The 17010-nt window shown below is 62.7% G+C and carries 14 protein-coding genes; all 14 read left to right on the top strand.

Features of this window, described 5'->3' with window-relative positions; all coding sequences use genetic code 11:
* Positions 1-118: 118 nt before the first annotated feature.
* Positions 119-1450 carry an adenosylmethionine--8-amino-7-oxononanoate transaminase gene (gene bioA, locus LF252_RS03730; protein ID WP_226267734.1) on the top strand — a complete coding sequence of 444 codons (1332 nt, stop codon included), beginning with the start codon at positions 119-121 and terminating at the stop codon, positions 1448-1450.
* Positions 1443-2807, top strand: coding sequence for a beta-ketoacyl synthase N-terminal-like domain-containing protein (locus LF252_RS03725; protein ID WP_226267732.1), 1365 nt, complete (start codon positions 1443-1445; stop codon positions 2805-2807). The genes bioA and LF252_RS03725 overlap by 8 nt, the downstream gene beginning before the upstream one ends.
* A 193-nt stretch (positions 2808-3000) precedes the next feature.
* A complete protein-coding gene (locus LF252_RS03720; RefSeq protein ID WP_226267725.1) occupies positions 3001-4359 on the top strand; it encodes a M28 family metallopeptidase in 1359 nt (452 codons plus the stop codon).
* Positions 4360-4989: 630 nt separating this feature from the next.
* Positions 4990-5571 carry a DUF4255 domain-containing protein gene (locus tag LF252_RS03715; RefSeq protein WP_226267724.1) on the top strand — a complete coding sequence of 194 codons (582 nt, stop codon included), beginning with the start codon at positions 4990-4992 and terminating at the stop codon, positions 5569-5571.
* A 2-nt stretch (positions 5572-5573) separates the two neighbouring features.
* Entirely contained in the window at positions 5574-6719 is a 1146-nt protein-coding gene (locus tag LF252_RS03710; protein WP_226267722.1) for a hypothetical protein, read from the top strand.
* 38 nt (positions 6720-6757) lie between these two features.
* On the top strand, positions 6758-8566 hold the full coding sequence (locus LF252_RS03705) for a phage tail sheath family protein (protein WP_226267720.1): 1809 nt from the start codon (positions 6758-6760) through the stop codon (positions 8564-8566).
* 50 nt (positions 8567-8616) lie between these two features.
* Complete coding sequence (locus LF252_RS03700) at positions 8617-9072, top strand: phage tail protein (RefSeq protein WP_226267718.1); 456 nt, start codon at positions 8617-8619, stop codon at positions 9070-9072.
* Positions 9073-9082: 10 nt separating this feature from the next.
* Entirely contained in the window at positions 9083-9544 is a 462-nt protein-coding gene (locus tag LF252_RS03695) for a phage tail protein (protein ID WP_226267716.1), read from the top strand.
* Positions 9545-9579: 35 nt separating this feature from the next.
* Positions 9580-9759 (top strand): DUF5908 family protein, encoded by a 180-nt coding sequence (locus tag LF252_RS03690; protein ID WP_226267714.1) that lies wholly within the window; start codon positions 9580-9582, stop codon positions 9757-9759.
* A gap of 62 nt (positions 9760-9821) precedes the next feature.
* Positions 9822-10478, top strand: a complete 657-nt coding sequence (locus tag LF252_RS03685) for a CIS tube protein (protein WP_226267703.1) — start codon at positions 9822-9824, stop codon at positions 10476-10478.
* Between the two features lie 36 nt (positions 10479-10514).
* Positions 10515-12299: a type VI secretion system tip protein VgrG gene (gene vgrG / locus LF252_RS03680; RefSeq protein WP_226267701.1), complete on the top strand. Its 1785-nt coding sequence runs from the start codon at positions 10515-10517 to the stop codon at positions 12297-12299.
* 114 nt (positions 12300-12413) lie between these two features.
* The gene (locus LF252_RS03675; RefSeq protein ID WP_226267691.1) at positions 12414-12713 is read left to right on the top strand and encodes a PAAR domain-containing protein; all 300 of its coding nucleotides are present in this window, start codon (positions 12414-12416) and stop codon (positions 12711-12713) included.
* Between the two features lie 2 nt (positions 12714-12715).
* Entirely contained in the window at positions 12716-13165 is a 450-nt protein-coding gene (locus LF252_RS03670) for a GPW/gp25 family protein (protein ID WP_226267689.1), read from the top strand.
* Positions 13166-13168: 3 nt separating this feature from the next.
* Positions 13169-16996 carry a baseplate J/gp47 family protein gene (locus tag LF252_RS03665; protein ID WP_226267687.1) on the top strand — a complete coding sequence of 1276 codons (3828 nt, stop codon included), beginning with the start codon at positions 13169-13171 and terminating at the stop codon, positions 16994-16996.
* Positions 16997-17010: the final 14 nt, after the last annotated feature.

Here is a 17010-nt window from a genome sequence, read left to right as displayed (position 1 = left end):
AGCATCTTTGGTGCCCGATGAATATACCAACCGCCGGGCACGAAAGATGCCTGAAAACCACCACTAGCGCGGCCGGTTGTAGCTTTGTCCCGGCTGGTAGTTCCGGCCCCACCTCACAATGCCCCACCCTATTTCCCTGGCCCAGCGCGACCACGCCGTGCTGTGGCACCCCTACACCCAAATGCAAACTGCCCCGCTGCCCGTGCCCATCGTACGCGGTGAGGGCAGCTGGCTGATTGCCGAAGACGGCACCCGCTACCTCGACGGTATTTCCTCGTGGTGGGTGAATCTGCACGGCCACGCTCATCCGCAGATTGCCCGGCGCGTGAGCGAGCAACTGCGCACCCTGGAGCACGTGCTGTTTGCCGGTTTCACGCACCCTACGGCCGTAGAATTGGCCGAGCAGCTGCTGGCCCTGTTACCGGCCAACCAGGCCCGCGTTTTCTACTCCGATAATGGCTCCACGGCCGTGGAAGTGGCCCTGAAAATGGCGCTGCAGTACTTCCACAACCAGGGCCAGCCGGAGCGGCGCACGTTCCTGTGCTTTCAGAACTCCTACCACGGCGACACCTTTGGGGCTATGGCCGTAAGTGCCCGTGGGGCCTTCACGGAACCCTTCTGGCCCCTGCTGTTTGAGGTGGAGTTTCTGCCGGTACCGGTGCCGGGCCAGGAGGCAGAAACCCTGGCTCAGCTGGACAGCCTGCTGCAGCGCCCCGATGTGGCCGGGTTCATCTTCGAGCCGCTGGTGCTGGGCACGGCCGGCATGGTGATGTATGAGCCCGAGGTGCTGAGCGAGATGCTGCGCCGCTGCCGCCAGGCCGGCGTGCTCTGCATTTCCGATGAGGTGATGACCGGCTTCGGCCGGACCGGGCCGCTGTTTGCCAGCTCTCTGCTGGCGGAGCAGCCCGATATCATGTGCTTTTCCAAGGGCCTGACGGGCGGCACCCTGGCTATGGGCCTGACCACCTGCGCCGCCCCCATCTACGAGGCCTTCCTTAGCCAGGATAAGATGCGGGCCCTGTTCCACGGCCATTCGTACACGGCCAACCCCGTGGCCTGCGCCGCCGCCCTGGCCAGTCTGGAGCTCACGCGGGCCGAGGAGTGTACCCAACAGCGCCAGCGCATTGAGGCCGCCCACGCTGCGTTCCGGCAGGCGCTGGAAGGCCAGCCGGGCATCCGGGCCGTGCGGCACCGGGGTACCATTCTGGCCGTGGAGTACGACCCCGGTGAGGGCACCAGTTATTTCAGCCGCCTCCGCGACGCCTTTTACCAGCTGGCTATCGACAGCGGCGTAGTACTACGCCCCCTGGGCAACGTAGTGTACCTGCTGCCGCCCTATTGTACCACCAACGCCGAGTTGGAGCTGCTGTACGACGTGCTGCGCCGCATGCGCGAATTGGTACTGAACTTTGCGCCGGAATCCACTTTGCCCGAGTACCTGCATGATTAGCTTGGCGTCCGCAGAGCAAGAACTGATAGTTATCCGGGGCCGGGGCCGGGTATCGTCGCTGGGTTTCAGCCTAGTGCCCGCCAACGCGGACGCCTCGCCCTTCACAGCGCACGGCACGGGCGTACCCGTAGCCGCTTTACCGCCCGCCGCTGAAGCTGCGCTGGCTGAAGTGCGCCGCAGCAACCCTGCCTTCCGTCAACTCGACCGCACCGTACTGCTGGCGCTGCTGGCCGCCCGTGAGGCCACGGCCCAGGCCAAGTGGTTAGTTGCCGGTTGCCAGTTGCCGGTTGCCAGCTATGAGCCGTCAGTTGCTGATACATCCCATCCCGAAGTACCAATTGTAGAGGACCGTACCGCCTCAGCGTCTCTCGGGACAACCGACAACCGACAACCGGCAACTCCCCCCTCACAACGGGTAATTGACAACTGGCAACCGGCAACTCAACTCGCGGTGAGCATTGGCAGTAGCCGGGGCGCCACCGGGCGGCTGGAGGAATTTCACGCGGAGTTTCTGGCGGAAGGCACCGTTTCGGCCGTGGCCTCGCCCCTTACCACCCTGGGTAACGTGGCAAGCTGGGTAGCGTTTGATGCGGGCAGTACCGGTGGCGCGGCGCTCAGCCATTCCAGCACCTGCAGCAGTGCATTTCAGGCCCTGGGCAACGCCACGGCGTGGCTGCGGGCGGGCATGGCCACCCGGTTTCTGGCCGGCGGTACCGAGGCCCCGCTCACCGATTTTACGCTGGCCCAGATGCGGGCCATTGGCATCTACTCGCCGTTTGCGGCGGCCGATTGGCCCTGCCGGCCTGGGGCGGGGCGTCCGTCCACGTTTGTGCTGGGTGAGGGTGCCGCCGTGTTTGCCCTGGAGAAAGTAAGCCGGGCCAATCTGCTGAAAATCCGCCTCGACAACCCGCTACTGGTGCTGGAAAGCGTGGGCTTTGGCTTCGAGGCCATCGGCAGCAAAACGGGCCTTTCGCCCGATGGGCAGCACTTTCAGCAAGCCATCCGGCAGGCTCTTGGCCAGGCCGGCGTGCAGCCCGCCGAGGTAGACGCCGTGGTCCTGCACAGCCCCGGTACGCCGGCCGGCGACGCGGCTGAGCGGGCGGCTCTAAGCGCCGTGTTCGGGGAACAGCTTCCGCCGTTGCTGTCCAACAAGTGGCTGGTGGGGCACACGCTGGGAGCCTCGGCGGCCCTGAGCCTGGATTTCGCCCTGCACGTACTGGAAACCCAGCAGTGGCCTACTCCTCCGGTTGGCCCTGATTTGGCCTCTTATCCCAAGCAACCTATCCGGCGCATTTTGGTGAATGCTGCCGGGTTTGGCGGTAATGCGGCCAGCGCGCTGGTGTCTGTATTACACTAATATCCATTGCAAGCACTGTCATTCCGGGTGAAGCGAGGAATCTGAGTTTCTTGGCAAATAACTATCCCCAGATTTCTGGCTTTACCCGGAATGACAGTGCTTGAACTTCGATACTTCTTCGGCCCTTGGCTACCTTACGGCCGCAACGCGCAGGCGTAAATCTGCGTCTCTATCCCGCACTCAACCAAACCCTATGCGCCGTTCTCTTTCGCTACTTTTCACGCTGGGCCTAGCCGCGCCCGTTTTCGCCCAAACCAAGCCCACCGTCACCCCCGATCCGCTCATCACCCGCATGGTACAGGACGTATCGGAGCAGCGGCTGCGCGAGGATATTGATAAGCTGGTGAGCTTTGGCACCCGCCATACCCTGAGCGACACCAAGAGCAAAAAGCGCGGTATTGGGGCGGCCCGCAACTGGGTGGAAGACGAGTTCCGGAAGTACAGTAAAGCCAGCGGGGGCCGCCTGAAAGTAGAGCAGGATACCTTCACCATCAAGCCTGACGGCCGCCGCATCAACCGGCCCGTGGTAATGGCCAACGTGATGGCCACCCTGCCCGGCACCGACCCCACCGACAAGCGCGTATTTATTGTGAGCGGCCACATCGACTCGCGGGTGACGGATGTGATGAACGCCACGGCCGATGCGCCCGGGGCCAACGACGACGGCTCGGGTACGGTGGCCGTAATGGAGCTGGCCCGGGTGATGAGTCAGCAGCAGTTTCCGGCTACCATCATTTTTGTGGCAGTGCAGGGCGAAGAGCAGGGCCTCTACGGCTCCACGCACCTGGCCAAGCGGGCCAAAAAGGAGGGCTGGAACTTGGTGGCTATGCTCAACAACGACATCATGGGCAGCTCTACGGGCCACGACCCGGAAATCAAGGATGACAAGCGCCTGCGTGTATTCAGTGAGGGCGTGCCCGCCACCGAAACCGCCGATGAAGCCAAAGTACGCCGCACACTTTCCTCAGAAAACGACTCACCCAGCCGCCAGCTAGCCCGCTACACCCGCATAGCCTGCCAGCAGTACGTGCCCGGCCACGAGGTAGTGCTGGAGTACCGGCCCGACCGGTTTTTGCGCGGCGGCGACCACACGCCTTTTAACCAGCAGGGGTTCACGGCGGTGCGTTTCTCAGAGATGAACGAGGATTTCCGCCACCAGCACCAGGATTTGCGCACCGAAAATGGTACTGAGTACGGCGACTACGCCAAGTTTATGGACTTTGCCTATCTGCGCCGCAACACCGGCGTAAACCTGGCTACCCTGGCCTCGCTGGCCTTGGCTCCCGCCGCCCCCGAAAACGTAGGCGTACTCACGGCGGAGCTCACCAACCGCACCCAACTCAAGTGGGAAGCCCCTAAAACCGGCGAGCGGCCGGCCGGCTATTACGTGCTCATGCGCGAAACCAGCGCCCCTGAGTGGCAGCAGAAGTTCTTCGTAACCGACCTCAAAGCCGACCTGCCCCATAGCAAGGACAACTACATCTTTGGGGTGGTAAGCGTAGATGCTGAAGGCCACGAGAGCTTGCCCATTATTCCCAAGCCAGTGCGGTAGTCAATACCAGGTTATCCACCACGCAACAGCCCGGCGGTAGCTAGTACCGTCGGGCTGTTGCGTGGTGGATAACCTGGTATTTTATGCTGCGGGCACAACACCATCTCCTTTGATTTAGCTGCATCTGCAACTAATTGCGGACGTGTGCGCCACACTTCTTGTAAAAGCCATACAATATTAGAAAGATACAATTGCTTTACACATAACTCTGCGTGTAAAATCCTTATTATTGGCGGCGCATTGATGTAAGTCTGTGCGCAAGTAATTTCCTCGCCCTTCTATTCTCCTATTGCGTCCAGTGTAGCCTACCGGCTACTTATTCCGTAGCCCCTGCTTGTGCAAAGGGTACGGAAACCTGTTCTCTCACTGGCTTGCCGGGCTACAACCAGCCGGCGTCCGCAATAGCTTTTCTATGCGTATTCTTTACTTCCTTTCTGGCCCTGCTCAGGCCGGATTACGAACCGCGTCAACGGTTGGCGGACAACGTCCTCAGGCACTTCGGCTTCCTGCTACGGCTGACCGGCCCTAACTGTTACACTTTTTTACTGGTATTATCTGACCGCGCCTTTTCGGGCCGTTGGCCGGCACCGCTGTGTGCCGCCGCTCCGAAGAACCCGCTCCTATTACGCTATGATTCAGCAGGCTCTGCAGGCTCTCACCGACGAGTTGAACTCCTACCTCAACCAGGTTTTCCACCTGACCGATAACCAGGACCGCGCCCTCCTGACGCCCTACACCGGGCCCGATGGCAATTCGCTACCGACAACGCTCAACCGCCTGTGTATTACGCTGGTAAATCTGGAGCAGGAAACCACCCTGCGGAATGGGCCGGCCGGCCGGGCTACTCCCGGCACGAATGGGCCCGAGTATGCCCGCAGCAATCCGGCCATCCGGCTGAACCTGCGCGTGTTGCTGGCAGCCAATTTCAGCGACTACTCTGAGGCGCTGAAGTTTTTAGGGGCGGGTCTTACCTTCTTTCAGCGCAAAAACGTGCTCACGGCCCAAAATACCCCCACGCTGGACCGTCGCCTGGAAAAGGTTCTGGTGGAGCTGGAAACTGCCACTACCCACGAATGGAGTCAGCTGTGGGGAATGCTGGGCAGCAAATATCTGCCGGGCGTGCTCTATAAAGTGCGGATGCTGACGCTACAGGATGATGCCGACGGAGCCACGCTGCCGGGCATCGGGGCCATTGACCAGTACGCCGGCTAGCCATGCGCCAGACCTACCAACTCCTGTGCGCAATAGAGCAGCGGCACGACTATTTCCAAGCCCCGGATACGCCGGCCGTCCGGATTACGCCCACCGCCGCCACGACCCGCCACCTGCAACGGGCCGGCCTCTGGGTGAAGCCCACGGCCAACGGCCTGGCCATTCTGCGCGACCTGAACGACCCCGCTGCCGCCTGGGCCCTGCCTGACTTTCTGTTTCCGCTGCGGTTTCAGCTGGAACCACTCCGGCCGGATTTTGCCGGTTTCACGGTGCTGCCTGCGCCTTCTGAGCCCAGGCCCGCGCAGGGTCGCCGCCCCATTCATTACTTCCAAGTGCGCGCGGCCAAGGGTGCCCTGGTGAAGCTGAAGGCGGAAAAGGCCCTGCTGCTGCCGCTCACACCCGCCACCCTCACGGCCGATACCGGGCAGCTGCCCGCCGCCCGTCCGGCGGTTCGGGTGCTGGCAGTAGCTCGGGGAGCTACCGTGGCGGCGGCCCTGCCCCTGGACGCGGCCGGCCGGGTACTGCTGGACGAAGCGGGACGGGTGGCCTTGGATGTACGCCGGGAAGGCGGGGGGCGCTACCAGCTGCGCGTAGCCGGGACCAACGCCCTCGATTTTTACGCCGATGAGCAACTGTATGCTGCCCAGGCCTGGGGCGTGCTCGAAATTGACCAGCCGGCCCTACAGATGCTGCCCCTGACTGTGCAGCTCTGCTTTACTGCTCGGGCAGCCCACTGGTGCTACCAGTTTCGCTACCGCCCACCCGCCGATAAGCCCTGGCAGCAGCCCGACGCAGAACTTTCGGTAAAAGCCACGGCCCGAACTGATGACCCCACCGAGCCGCCAGCCCCGCCCCCCATTGATTTTGAGCGGGTGCCGCCCCCGCCCGGCGTAGCCGCTGCTTTTCTGTCCCGTGAGCCCATTGTCCTGCGGGAGCGGCCCCGCTACACCTGCGCCCTCCGCTACGCCCGGCCCGAGCCCCGCCCACGCCTGTCTGCGGGTCCGCCCCTGAGCGGGAGCAACCAGCCCGGCCGGCTCATTGCCCTGCTGCCTACCCCCGGCCCTGAGCTGCTGCGCCCGGTGCCGGCCACCTGGCCTAGTGGGGCCGAAACCGGGGCCGTGTACGCTGAAATCTTCGTTCACCTCTGATTTTTTTCCTTTTTCATCCTTAACCCCAATCTCCTCTTATGGAACAGCAAACCCCCGGCGTTTACATCAACGAGATAAACGCCTTTCCCAACTCGGTAGTGGAGGTGGGCACGGCCATTCCGGCCTTCATCGGGTACACGGCCAAGGCCAATTACAATGGCGAAGACCTGAGTAACCGGCCCCAGCGCGTTACCTCGCTGAAGGAGTACGAAACCTATTTCGGCCAGGGCAATACTCCCCTGTTTAACCTGACCAAGCTGGATGCCGGTAACACGGTAGCCTCGCTGGGAGCTGATCTGGCCGTGCAGCCCCTGCCGTTGCAAATCAGCAGCCTGGATGCGGCGGATTATAGCCCTACCACCGCCGTACTAACCAAGTATGCCCTGACGCCCGAGCAGGACGAAGTGTACTACCTCTACAACAACATCCGGCTGTTTTACCAGAACGGCGGAGCTACCTGCTACATCATCTCCATCGGTGAGTACGCAGGAACAAGCATGGGGGAGCAGGACAAAGAGGATATCAAGACGGAGGACGACCCCAAGGTGGAGGACGACCCGAAAGGAGGTGCTAAGAAGGAAGTGAAGGAGCCGGCCGCCGCGCCCAAAGCGCCCAAAGACCTGTTTCTGGACGCCATTGCCTCCCTGGTATATGAGCAGGAACCCACGATGGTAGTGTGCCCCGACGCGCTACGCCTGCCTCGTGATGAGTATTACACCGTAGCCCAGGCCATGCTGGGCCACTGCAACGCCACCCAGCGGTGCGTGGCCCTGCTGGACGTATACAAGGGTGCCGTAACGGACCCGCTGGTCCTCAACAGCGACGATAAGGAGAAAAACCCCATTGTGGCCTTTCGCGAAGGGGTTTCGACCAACTACCTGAAGTACGGGGTGGGTTATTTCCCTTGGGTGGTTACCACGGTGGTCAACACCATTGAAACCTCCTTCCTGAACCTGAAAAAGGACCTGCTCGACAGCTTCGCGGCCCTGGCTGATACGGCTGTAGCGGCTGCCCGGGAAAGCCTAGCCGAGCAGCCAGCCGACGACCAGCCTCCTATCAGTCCGGCGGAACGGGCCAAGCGGGCCGATATGCTCCGTCTGTTCAGCAACTACGCCGGCGTGGTGAAGGAAGCTCAGCGGCTATACGCTGTGGAGGAGCTGAAGCGGGACCTGGCCTTCGAACTGGACGTGATTCGGGTGCATAACGCTTTGCTGGCGTCCAGCCTCGACTACAAGCGCCTCATCGACAACATTACCCGCTACCGCAACACCCTGCCCGTGGCGGCGGCCATGGCCGGCGTGTACACGGCCGTGGATACCAACCGGGGCGTGTGGAAAGCACCCGCCAACGTGGGCCTCAACAGCGTGGTAGCGCCCACCGTGAACCTGAGCGACAATGACCAGGCCCGCCTGAACGTGGACGCGGCTACCGGCAAATCGGTTAACGCCATCCGGCCGTTTCCGGGGCTGGGCGTGCTGGTGTGGGGGGCCCGCACCCTCGATGGCAACAGCCAGGACTGGCGCTACGTGAACGTGCGCCGCACCATGATTATGCTGGAGCAGTCCATTAAGCTGGCTTCCCGCGCCTACGTGTTCGAGCCCAACGACAACAACACCTGGGTGAAGGTGCAGAGCATGATCAGCAGCTTCCTGTTCAACCAGTGGAAGCAGGGCGCGCTGGCTGGCTCCAAGCCCGAGGACGCCTACAGCGTGGCCGTGGGCCTGGGCACCACCATGACCGGCGACGACGTGCTGAACGGCTACATGAACGTGTTCATCAAGGTGGCCATTTCCCGCCCTGCCGAATTCATTGTGCTCAGCTTCCAGCAGCAGATGCAGAAGTCCTAGCGCTTTTCTATTTCCATTTCTGATTTCCTCACTTTTACGACTGCAAGCTCATGGCTGGTGAAGCACAGGATGCCGTTTGGCCCCTACCTAAGTTTTATTTCAAAGTGGACCTCGGCGACGGCAAAGGCGACGTGCCTTTTCAGGAAGTAAGCGGCCTCGAAACCGAAACCCAGATAATTGAGTACCGGGCCGGCAACAGCCCCACCTTCTCCACCATCAAGATGCCCGGCTTGGCCAAGGTGGGCAACGTAACCCTCAAAAAGGGCATTTTCGTGAAGGATAACCACTTCTGGGACTGGTACTCCACCATCAAGCTCAACCTCATCAAGCGCACTACGGTGGTGATTATGCTCTGCGACGAGGGCGGCAACGCTACCATGACCTGGACGCTGAATAACGCCTGGCCCACCAAAATTCAGGGCACCGACCTGAAGGCCGACGGCAACGAGGTGGCCGTGGAAACCCTGGAGGTAGCCTACGAAACCCTGGAAATCAAGAACGGCTAATCCCTGAGTCATGCCTGATAAAGGGTATCCGCCCGTCAGTTTTTACTTCACGCTCTCGTTCGAGGCCATCAAAACCACCGCCGACGCGGCGTTTCAGGAGGTTTCGGGGCTGGCCGTGGAGCGGGAAACCGAAACCATTGGGGAGGGCGGCCAGAACCTGTATAAGTATACGGTGCCCACCGTGGCCAAGTACAGCAACCTGGTGCTCAAGCGGGGCCTGCTGATTGAAGGCTCGGCGCTGGCAGCCTGGGTACGCACCACGATAGGCTCGGACTTGTCCGAGCCTATCGTACCCAAGCAGGTGTTTCTGAGCTTGTTGAACCCGGCGGGCGAGACGCTGGCGTTCTGGTCGTTTGAAAACGCCTGGCCCGTGAAGTGGAGCGTTTCGGATTTCAAGGCCGAGGAAAACGCCCTGGCCATTGAAACCCTGGAGCTGACCTACACCCGCTTCCAGCAGCAGCGTGTGCGCTGAGCCGTGCTTTTTCCATCCAGATTCTTTTCTGAGTTATGCCCATTGAAATTCGGGAGCTGATTATCAAAGTAACCGTGCACGACGAAAGCCGCCTCCCCGCCACCCGCCCGGAGGCGGCCTTCAGTGCCGAGGCCCGCGAGCAGCTCCGCCGCGAAATCACCGAGAGTTGCGTGCGGCAGGTACTAACCCAGCTGCGCCGCCAGCAGGAACGCTGAACCTGCCCCACAGGCCCGCAAGCGTCCTTTTTCACCACTATCCTTTTCAGTTCTAGCCGCGCATGACCCTGGTTAAGATGGTGATTCAGAGCTACGAGAACGAGCAGTTCACCACCAAGGGGGCGGACAGCTACACTGTGTTTCTGAATCCCGAATCATTTTCCCACACCTACGCCATTGCCTACTCCAAAACCGAAACCCTGGGCCAGAACGGCCAGGCACCCAAATTCAAGGCCATCGGGGATGAGGAAGTCAGCTTTGATTTGCTATTGGATGGCACGGGGGCGGTGGAGGGCAAGGTGCTGGACGTGAGCAAAAGCATCAAGCAGCTGCGCAACGTGGTGCTGGAGTATCAGGGCAAGCTCCACTCGCCGTACTACGTGCAGCTGAGTTGGAGCAACCTGCTCTTCAACTGCCGCCTTACCAAGTTCGACATCAGCTACACCCTGTTTAAGCCCGACGGCTCCCCGCTGCGGGCCAAGGTGAGCCTCACGTTCGTGGGCTTCACCGACCCCGCCACCCTGGCCAAGCAGGCCGATAAGCAGTCCTCGGACCTTACCCACCACCACCGGGTGCAGGCCGGCGACACGCTGCCCACGCTCTGCCACCGCATCTACGGCAAGCCCGACTACTACATTCAGGTGGCCCGCCGCAACGACTTGATCAACTTCCGCCGGCTGGAGCCTGGCTCCGTGCTGGTGTTTCCGCCCCTGGTGTAAGAAACCACCTTCGTTCTATTTCTTTTCGCTTACCGCATGTCCGCGCCCAGCCCCGTTTCCAACACCACCGACCTTGTGACCTTCCGCATTCTGGCGGGCGGCACCGAAATCAATACGGCCTACCAAGTGCGCGCCATTACGGTGCAGAAGGGCGTGAACCGCATCGGCCACGCCCGCATTGAGCTACACGACGGCAGCCCATCCTCGGAGGACTTTCCTATCAGCGACTCGGCCGATTTTCTGCCCGGCACGGAGTTGACCATTCAGGCCGGCTACCACACCGAGGACACTACCATCTTCAAAGGTCTTATTGTAAAACACGGGTTGGAAGCTGGGGCCGATGCCCCGCTGCTGGTGCTGGAGTGCCGCGACAAAGCCGCCAACATGACGGTGGGCCGCAAAACCGCCGTGTACCCCGACAGCACCGACAGTGACGCCATCAGCAAAGTAATTGGCACCCACGGCCTGAGCAAGGCGGTAGACGACACCTCCGTTTCCCACCCCGAGCTGGTGCAGTACTACTGCACTGATTGGGATTTTGTGGTGGCCCGGGCCGAAGCCAACGGGCTGGTAGTGCTCAGCGAGCAGGGCAAGCTCACGGTTACGGCCCCCGATACCTCGGCCAACCCGGTGCTGGCCCTGACATACGGGGCTGACATCTTCGATTTCTCCCTGGAAATGGATGCCCGCTCCCAGTACCAAGCCGTGAAAAGTCAGGCCTGGGACTACAAAACCCAGGCCGTGCTGGAAGCAGAGGCCCAGAAGCCCGGCGTGTCCACGGCCGGCAACGTCACCTCCGATACGCTGGCCCAGGTGCTGGCCGAAACCTCCTACGATTTGCAGCTGGCCTCAGCCGTGACGCAGGAAAGCCTACAGGCCCGGGCCAACGCGCTCTGGCTGAAATCAACGCTGGCCAAAATCAAGGGTACCGTGCGGTTTCAGGGCAGCGCGCTGGCCGTACCGGGCTGCATGGTAACGCTGGCCGGCATGGGTACGCGCTTCAACGGCAACGCCTACGTAGCCGGCGTAATGCACACCTTAGCCGAGGGCGACTGGGTAACTGAAGTAACGCTGGGCCTGGAAGAGCGGTGGTTTGCGGAGCAGCACCCCGAGGTGGCCGCGCCCTCCATTCTGGGGCCGCTGCCGGGCATTCAGGGGCTGTATAACGCGGTGATAAAGCAGATTCACGAAGACCCGGCCAACGAGTTCCGGGTGGAAGTGATGGTGCCGGCGTTACAAAGCAAAACGCTGTGGGCACGCCTGGGCCACCCCTACGCCTCCTCGGGCAGCGGGGCCTACTTCTATCCAGAGGTGAATGACGAGGTGATTCTGGGCTTTTTCAATAACGACCCGCAACAGCCCGTGATACTGGGCGCGCTCTACAGCAGCGGCCGGGCTCCGGCCTATACGCCCGCCGAGAAGAACAACCTCAAGGGCTGGGTGACGCCCAATAAGCTCACGGTGGAGTTTGATGACGACAAGAAAATCATCACCATCAAAACGCCCGGCGACAACAAGTTCGTGCTGGATGACAACGGCAAAACCATCACCCTCACCGACGCCAAGAACAACAAAGTGCAGCTCTCGGAAAGCGGCATCCTGCTGGACAGCGCCGCCAACCTGCAGCTTAAAGCCCAGCAGAACATTGAGTTGACGGCCACCAACGGCATCACCCTCAAAGCCACCGCCGACCTGAAGCTACAGGGCCTGAACGTGGACGCCACCGCCCAGATGCAGCTCAAAATGGCCGGCACCGCCGCCGCTGAACTGACCGCCTCAGGGCAGGTGAAAGTGCAGGGCGCTATGGTAATGATCAATTAGCGTCAGCGGACAGCAGAGCAGGCAGCTTCATCGTCATGCTGAGCGAAGTCGAAGCATCTCTTCCACTTCGTTGCAACAGCAACCCCATTCTTTCATTCACCCATTCACCTTCCCGTGCCCTTCGCCGCCCGCCTTACTGACATGCATACCTGCCCCATGCAGACGCCCGCCGTACCCCCCATTCCGCACGTGGGCGGGCCCATTATCGGGCCGGGCTGCCCTACGGTGCTCATTGGCAAGCTCCCGGCCGCCCGCGTCGGCGACTCGGCCGTGTGCGTGGGGCCGCCCGACAGCATCGTGCAGGGCTCGGCCACAGTGATGATTGGGGGCGCGCCGGCCGCCCGCATGGGCGACGCCACGGCCCACGGCGGCAGCATTGTGCTGGGCTGCTTTACGGTGCTAATTGGCGGATAATTATGGACGGTTTTTCCTGGAGCAGCGCCGGCGAAGAGCCCGCCAACTCGTTTCTGGGCCGGGGCTGGAGCTTTCCCACGGCCTTTGAGCCCAGCACCCTGCAACTGACGCTGGTGGCCGAGGAGGAGGACATCCGCCAGAGCCTCTACATTCTCTTCAACACCCACCCTGGAGAGCGGATTATGCACCCGGAGTACGGCTGCGCCCTGCGCCAGTTTCTGTTCGAGCAGATAGACAGCTCGGTGATTACACGCATTAAGGCTACCGTGGATAAGGCCGTGCTGCTGTTTGAGCCCCGCGTGAGCCTGCTGGGCGTGGAGGTGCATACCGGCAGCATCAACGACGGGGTGCTGCTGCTGGAGGTGGACTACCGGGTGCGCACACTCAACAGCCGCCACAACGTGGTGTACCCATTTAAGCGCGAAGCCACCTTACTGGCCGGGCATCGGTAGCGTATGGGGCCTTCTTCCACTCCTTCGTTTCAGGACAGCGGCACCTCCCAGCCGGGGCGCCGCCAACCGCTGCTGCTCGACAGTCGGGTGGTGCTGGCCGATTATACGACGGAGGATTTATTGGCCTACGTTAGCTACTTCTCAAAGCTGGTGCGCTATTACGAGGTGGTGGATGGGCAGGTAGAAACCCGCCGGACCTGGCGGCTTGGCGAAAAGCGCAGCCTGCTCATCATTGCCCAGATTGCCACCCAGCGCCTGCCCGCCCAGTACGACTACTTTGCCCGGCTGATTCGGGAGGTGCAGGACCCAATGGCCACCTCGGCGCAGCAGCAACAGGCCCGCCGCACCCTGCTGGGCCGGATTTACAAGATGGCTACCCAGTTCGACCACTGGTGCGAGTCGCACTTGCGCAGCCACACCCGCCGCACGTTTCAGGCCGAGCTGCACGCCGCCGTTGACGAGCTGGTTGCCCCCTTGCAGCGGGCTGCTACCCTGGAGCGGGCATTGCTGGAACACTACGGCCTCCCGGCCCGCACGGCCTCCGACCGGGGCCCCGAGCAGCTCCTGCACATCTGGTCGGCCACCCCGCGGCCCCAGCCGCCCGTGCCGGCCACCCTGGCGGCCGTGGATGAGGAGCTAACTGATTTGCTCTGGACGTTTTACAAGGCGCAAACTTCTTTAGCCGCGCTGGCGCAACGGGTGCTGCGTAGCAGCCTGCGGGAGACGCCCCCGGAGAACGACATGCTCCCGGAAATGGCTTTGCTCCTCACGTTTCTGGAGCTGTACAAGCACGCCCAGCAAGCACTCAACGACATTCCCCGCCGCCACCTCGACTACTACTACCGGCAGGTGCTACACGTGGTTTCCCGCCCGGCCCGGCCCGACCATGCTTTCCTGGTTTTTACGCTGGCCAAGGGTGTACCGGAGGCCCGGCTGCCGGCCGGCATTACGGTGGAAGGCGGCAAGGACGCGCAGGGGCAGCAGGTAGTTTTCACCACCACCGAGCCGGTACGGCTGGCTCCTTGGCGGCTTGAGCAGCTAAGCTCGATATTCGTGAGCGGGCTCAGCGCCGGGGCCGTTCGGGGCGTGTACGTGGCACCGCAGGCCAACTCGGCCGATGGGCAGGGCCGCCCCCTCCCCGACCCGGCCACCGGGTGGGCACCCTTCGGCAGCAGCCAGGAACTGCTGGCTCCTCCGGCCCGTACCATGACCAGCGCGGCGGTGGGCTTTGCTGTATCGGCCGCCGTGCTGCTGTTGCGGGAAGGTCGTCGCACGGTGGAACTGAGCCTACGGTGCGAGCCCGCCAGCTTTGCCCACTTTGCCGCCGCGCTGGCCCCCGCCGGTACGCCCCTGCAGCGCGCCTTCGATAAACTGGGTTTGGAGCCTTTCCGGGTGGACGTAACCGGGACCGAGGGCTGGCTGCCGCTACGGGTGCAGGAGTTGCGCCTGCTACCCGACACCCATACCGTCTGCTGGCAGCTGACCATCGACCGGGAGCAGCCCGCCCTTGTGGCCCATCAGCCGGCCCTGCACCCAGGGCAGTTCCGCTCGGAGTGGCCGGTGCTGCGGCTGCAGCTTCATGAGCAGGCCCCGGACTACGCGTATTCCAGCTTCAGCGCCCTGCAACCCCTTACGATTACGCTGCGCGTGCAGGCTCAGGATGTGCAAACCCTGCAGCTGGCCAACCAGCTGGGGCCGTTAGCTCCGGGGCTGCCGTTTGCGCCCTTCGGGCCCCAGGCCCAGCCGGGGGACTATTTACTGGTCGGCTTTCCGGAGCTGTTCCGCAAGCGCCTGACCCAGCTGATTCTGACCCTGGACTGGGCTCAGTTGCCCTTGGAGCCCAACGGCTTTGCGGATTACTACCAGGGCTACCAGCCGCCTTTACACAACGACTCCTTCCAAGTGGCGGCCAGTTACCGACGCGACTGGCGCTGGGTACCGCAAACCACCCCGGAAACTCAGCTGGCCCTGTTCCAGACGATGCCCGACCTGAGCCGACCGGCCGGCACGGTGCTGTTGCCCAGCACCCACCTGGTGCTGGCTACCCACGCCGCCGACTTCCGGCGGCAGCCGGCCGTGGCGGACGGGCCTTTGCAGGCGGAGGCCGCTACCGGGGCCATCCGGCTGGAACTGGTGGCCCCGGCCAGCGGCTTTGGCACTGAGCAATACCCTCCGCTGCTGGTAGAAACCCTGCAGTACAACGCCCGCAACCCATCCCGCCCCCGCCCGCTGCCCCACCCGCCCTTCGTGCCCATGGTCAAGAGCACCTGGCTGAGCTACGCGGCGGAAGAAGAAATTGACGTACCAGCTTTGTTTGGCCCGGCAGCGGCCGGGCAGGCGCAGTTTTACTACGTGCATCCGCTGGGCGAGTACCAGCCCACCCGCTGCCAGCCGGCCGCTGCGGTTTCGCCGGAGCAGTCCCAGCTTCCGCGGCCGGCCTACCACCTCAGCCTGCTACCCGAGTTTACGGATGAAGGCACACTCTACTTTGGCCTCACCGGCTTCACGCCCCCGCTCGATATCAACCTGCTGTTTGAGCTGGCTCCGTTCACCAGCCTGCCCCGACAGCAGGAGGTGACCCTGGCCGGCTACCGCAACCTGCAGCCCACCGTGGAATGGGCCTATCTGGTGGGGGATGAATGGCGGCCGTTTTCGAGCGGCACCTCCTCCCGCGACGATGTGGTGCACGACCAGAGTGCCGGCCTGACGGAGCAGCAGCCCGTGCACCTGCACCTACCCGCCGCCCTGGATACCCATCACACCATCATGCCCGATGGGCTATACTGGTTGCGGGCCACCGTGCGGCGGGGTGCCGAGTTTGTGCCCCACGTCCGCCAGATTCATACCCAAGTGGTGCCCGCCGTGCGCCTAGCTACCAGTCCCGAGCAGCACCTCACCTTCGAGGCCCACCTGCCGGCCCACAGCCTGACGCGGCTGCTGAAGCCCCTGCCGGCAGTAGCCAAAGTAACGCAGCCGCTACCTTCATTTGGGGGGCGCTCCGCCGAAACTCATGACGAGTACAACACCCGCGTAAGTGAGCGGCTGCGCCACCGGGGCCGGGCCGTAACCCCTTGGGATTATGAGCATTTGGTACTGGAGCATTTTCCGGAGGTATTCCGGGTGAAGTGCCTGCGTGCCAACCAGGTGCCCCAGACCCACCGCCGGCCGGGGCTGGTATTGCTGATGGTGGTACCGCACCAGCCGGTAACGGCCGGCTACCGCCTGCCCGTGTTCAGCCCCGACCACCTGGCCCACATCCGGAATTTCGTGCGTAAGGTGGCCTCCGCCCAGGTGCAGCTGGAAGTGTGCAACCCTCTGTACGAGATGATTCAGGTACGGGCGGGCGTACAATTCACCAAAGCGGCCCGCCTGCAGAACCCACCGCCGGGCGCTCTGATTCAGCAGGTTCAGCAGGCCCTCAACGAGTTTCTCTCGCCCTGGAATACGCGCAACCCCGCCCGCCAGGGCTTGCATTTCAGCCTCACCAGCAGCATGATTCTATCCTTTCTCAACCAGCTGCCCTACGTGGAGGCCATAACGGGTTTCTCGGTGATTAAGCTGGCCCTCGAAGACGACCAGTACCTGTTTTACGACACGCAGGGCCCTACCCCCGCCGGCGCCGCCGCCGCCGCTGCTGCCCAGCCTCAACCCCTGGAAGACGCCACCCACCGCCCCTGGAGCGTGTACGTCTCGGCCGAGCAGCACCAGCTCACGGAAACCAAGGCTGGAACTGCCGCCGCTCCGCAGGCCCGCCCCACCGGTATCGGCCGCCTGGCCATTGGCACCGACTTCATACTTCCCCGCAGCTTTGAGGCCCCGGCCAACAACTGATTTTACTGACCGCC

Source organism: Hymenobacter pini (assembly GCF_020421205.1).
Lineage (GTDB): Bacteria > Bacteroidota > Bacteroidia > Cytophagales > Hymenobacteraceae > Hymenobacter > Hymenobacter pini.
The sequence above is the reverse complement of the archived record's forward strand: the minus strand, read 5'-3'. Positions and strand labels throughout refer to the sequence as shown.

Bases quoted from the DNA above. Each gene is read 5' to 3' on its own strand.
- bioA (WP_226267734.1), top strand. From the start codon at position 119: ATGCCCCACCCTATTTCCCTGGCCCAGCGCGACCACGCCGTGCTGTGG.
- LF252_RS03725 (WP_226267732.1), top strand. From the start codon at position 1,443: ATGATTAGCTTGGCGTCCGCAGAGCAAGAACTGATAGTTATCCGGGGC.
- LF252_RS03720 (WP_226267725.1), top strand. From the start codon at position 3,001: ATGCGCCGTTCTCTTTCGCTACTTTTCACGCTGGGCCTAGCCGCGCCC.
- LF252_RS03715 (WP_226267724.1), top strand. From the start codon at position 4,990: ATGATTCAGCAGGCTCTGCAGGCTCTCACCGACGAGTTGAACTCCTAC.
- LF252_RS03710 (WP_226267722.1), top strand. From the start codon at position 5,574: ATGCGCCAGACCTACCAACTCCTGTGCGCAATAGAGCAGCGGCACGAC.
- LF252_RS03705 (WP_226267720.1), top strand. From the start codon at position 6,758: ATGGAACAGCAAACCCCCGGCGTTTACATCAACGAGATAAACGCCTTT.
- LF252_RS03700 (WP_226267718.1), top strand. From the start codon at position 8,617: ATGGCTGGTGAAGCACAGGATGCCGTTTGGCCCCTACCTAAGTTTTAT.
- LF252_RS03695 (WP_226267716.1), top strand. From the start codon at position 9,083: ATGCCTGATAAAGGGTATCCGCCCGTCAGTTTTTACTTCACGCTCTCG.
- LF252_RS03690 (WP_226267714.1), top strand. From the start codon at position 9,580: ATGCCCATTGAAATTCGGGAGCTGATTATCAAAGTAACCGTGCACGAC.
- LF252_RS03685 (WP_226267703.1), top strand. From the start codon at position 9,822: ATGACCCTGGTTAAGATGGTGATTCAGAGCTACGAGAACGAGCAGTTC.
- vgrG (WP_226267701.1), top strand. From the start codon at position 10,515: ATGTCCGCGCCCAGCCCCGTTTCCAACACCACCGACCTTGTGACCTTC.
- LF252_RS03670 (WP_226267689.1), top strand. From the start codon at position 12,716: ATGGACGGTTTTTCCTGGAGCAGCGCCGGCGAAGAGCCCGCCAACTCG.
- LF252_RS03665 (WP_226267687.1), top strand. From the start codon at position 13,169: ATGGGGCCTTCTTCCACTCCTTCGTTTCAGGACAGCGGCACCTCCCAG.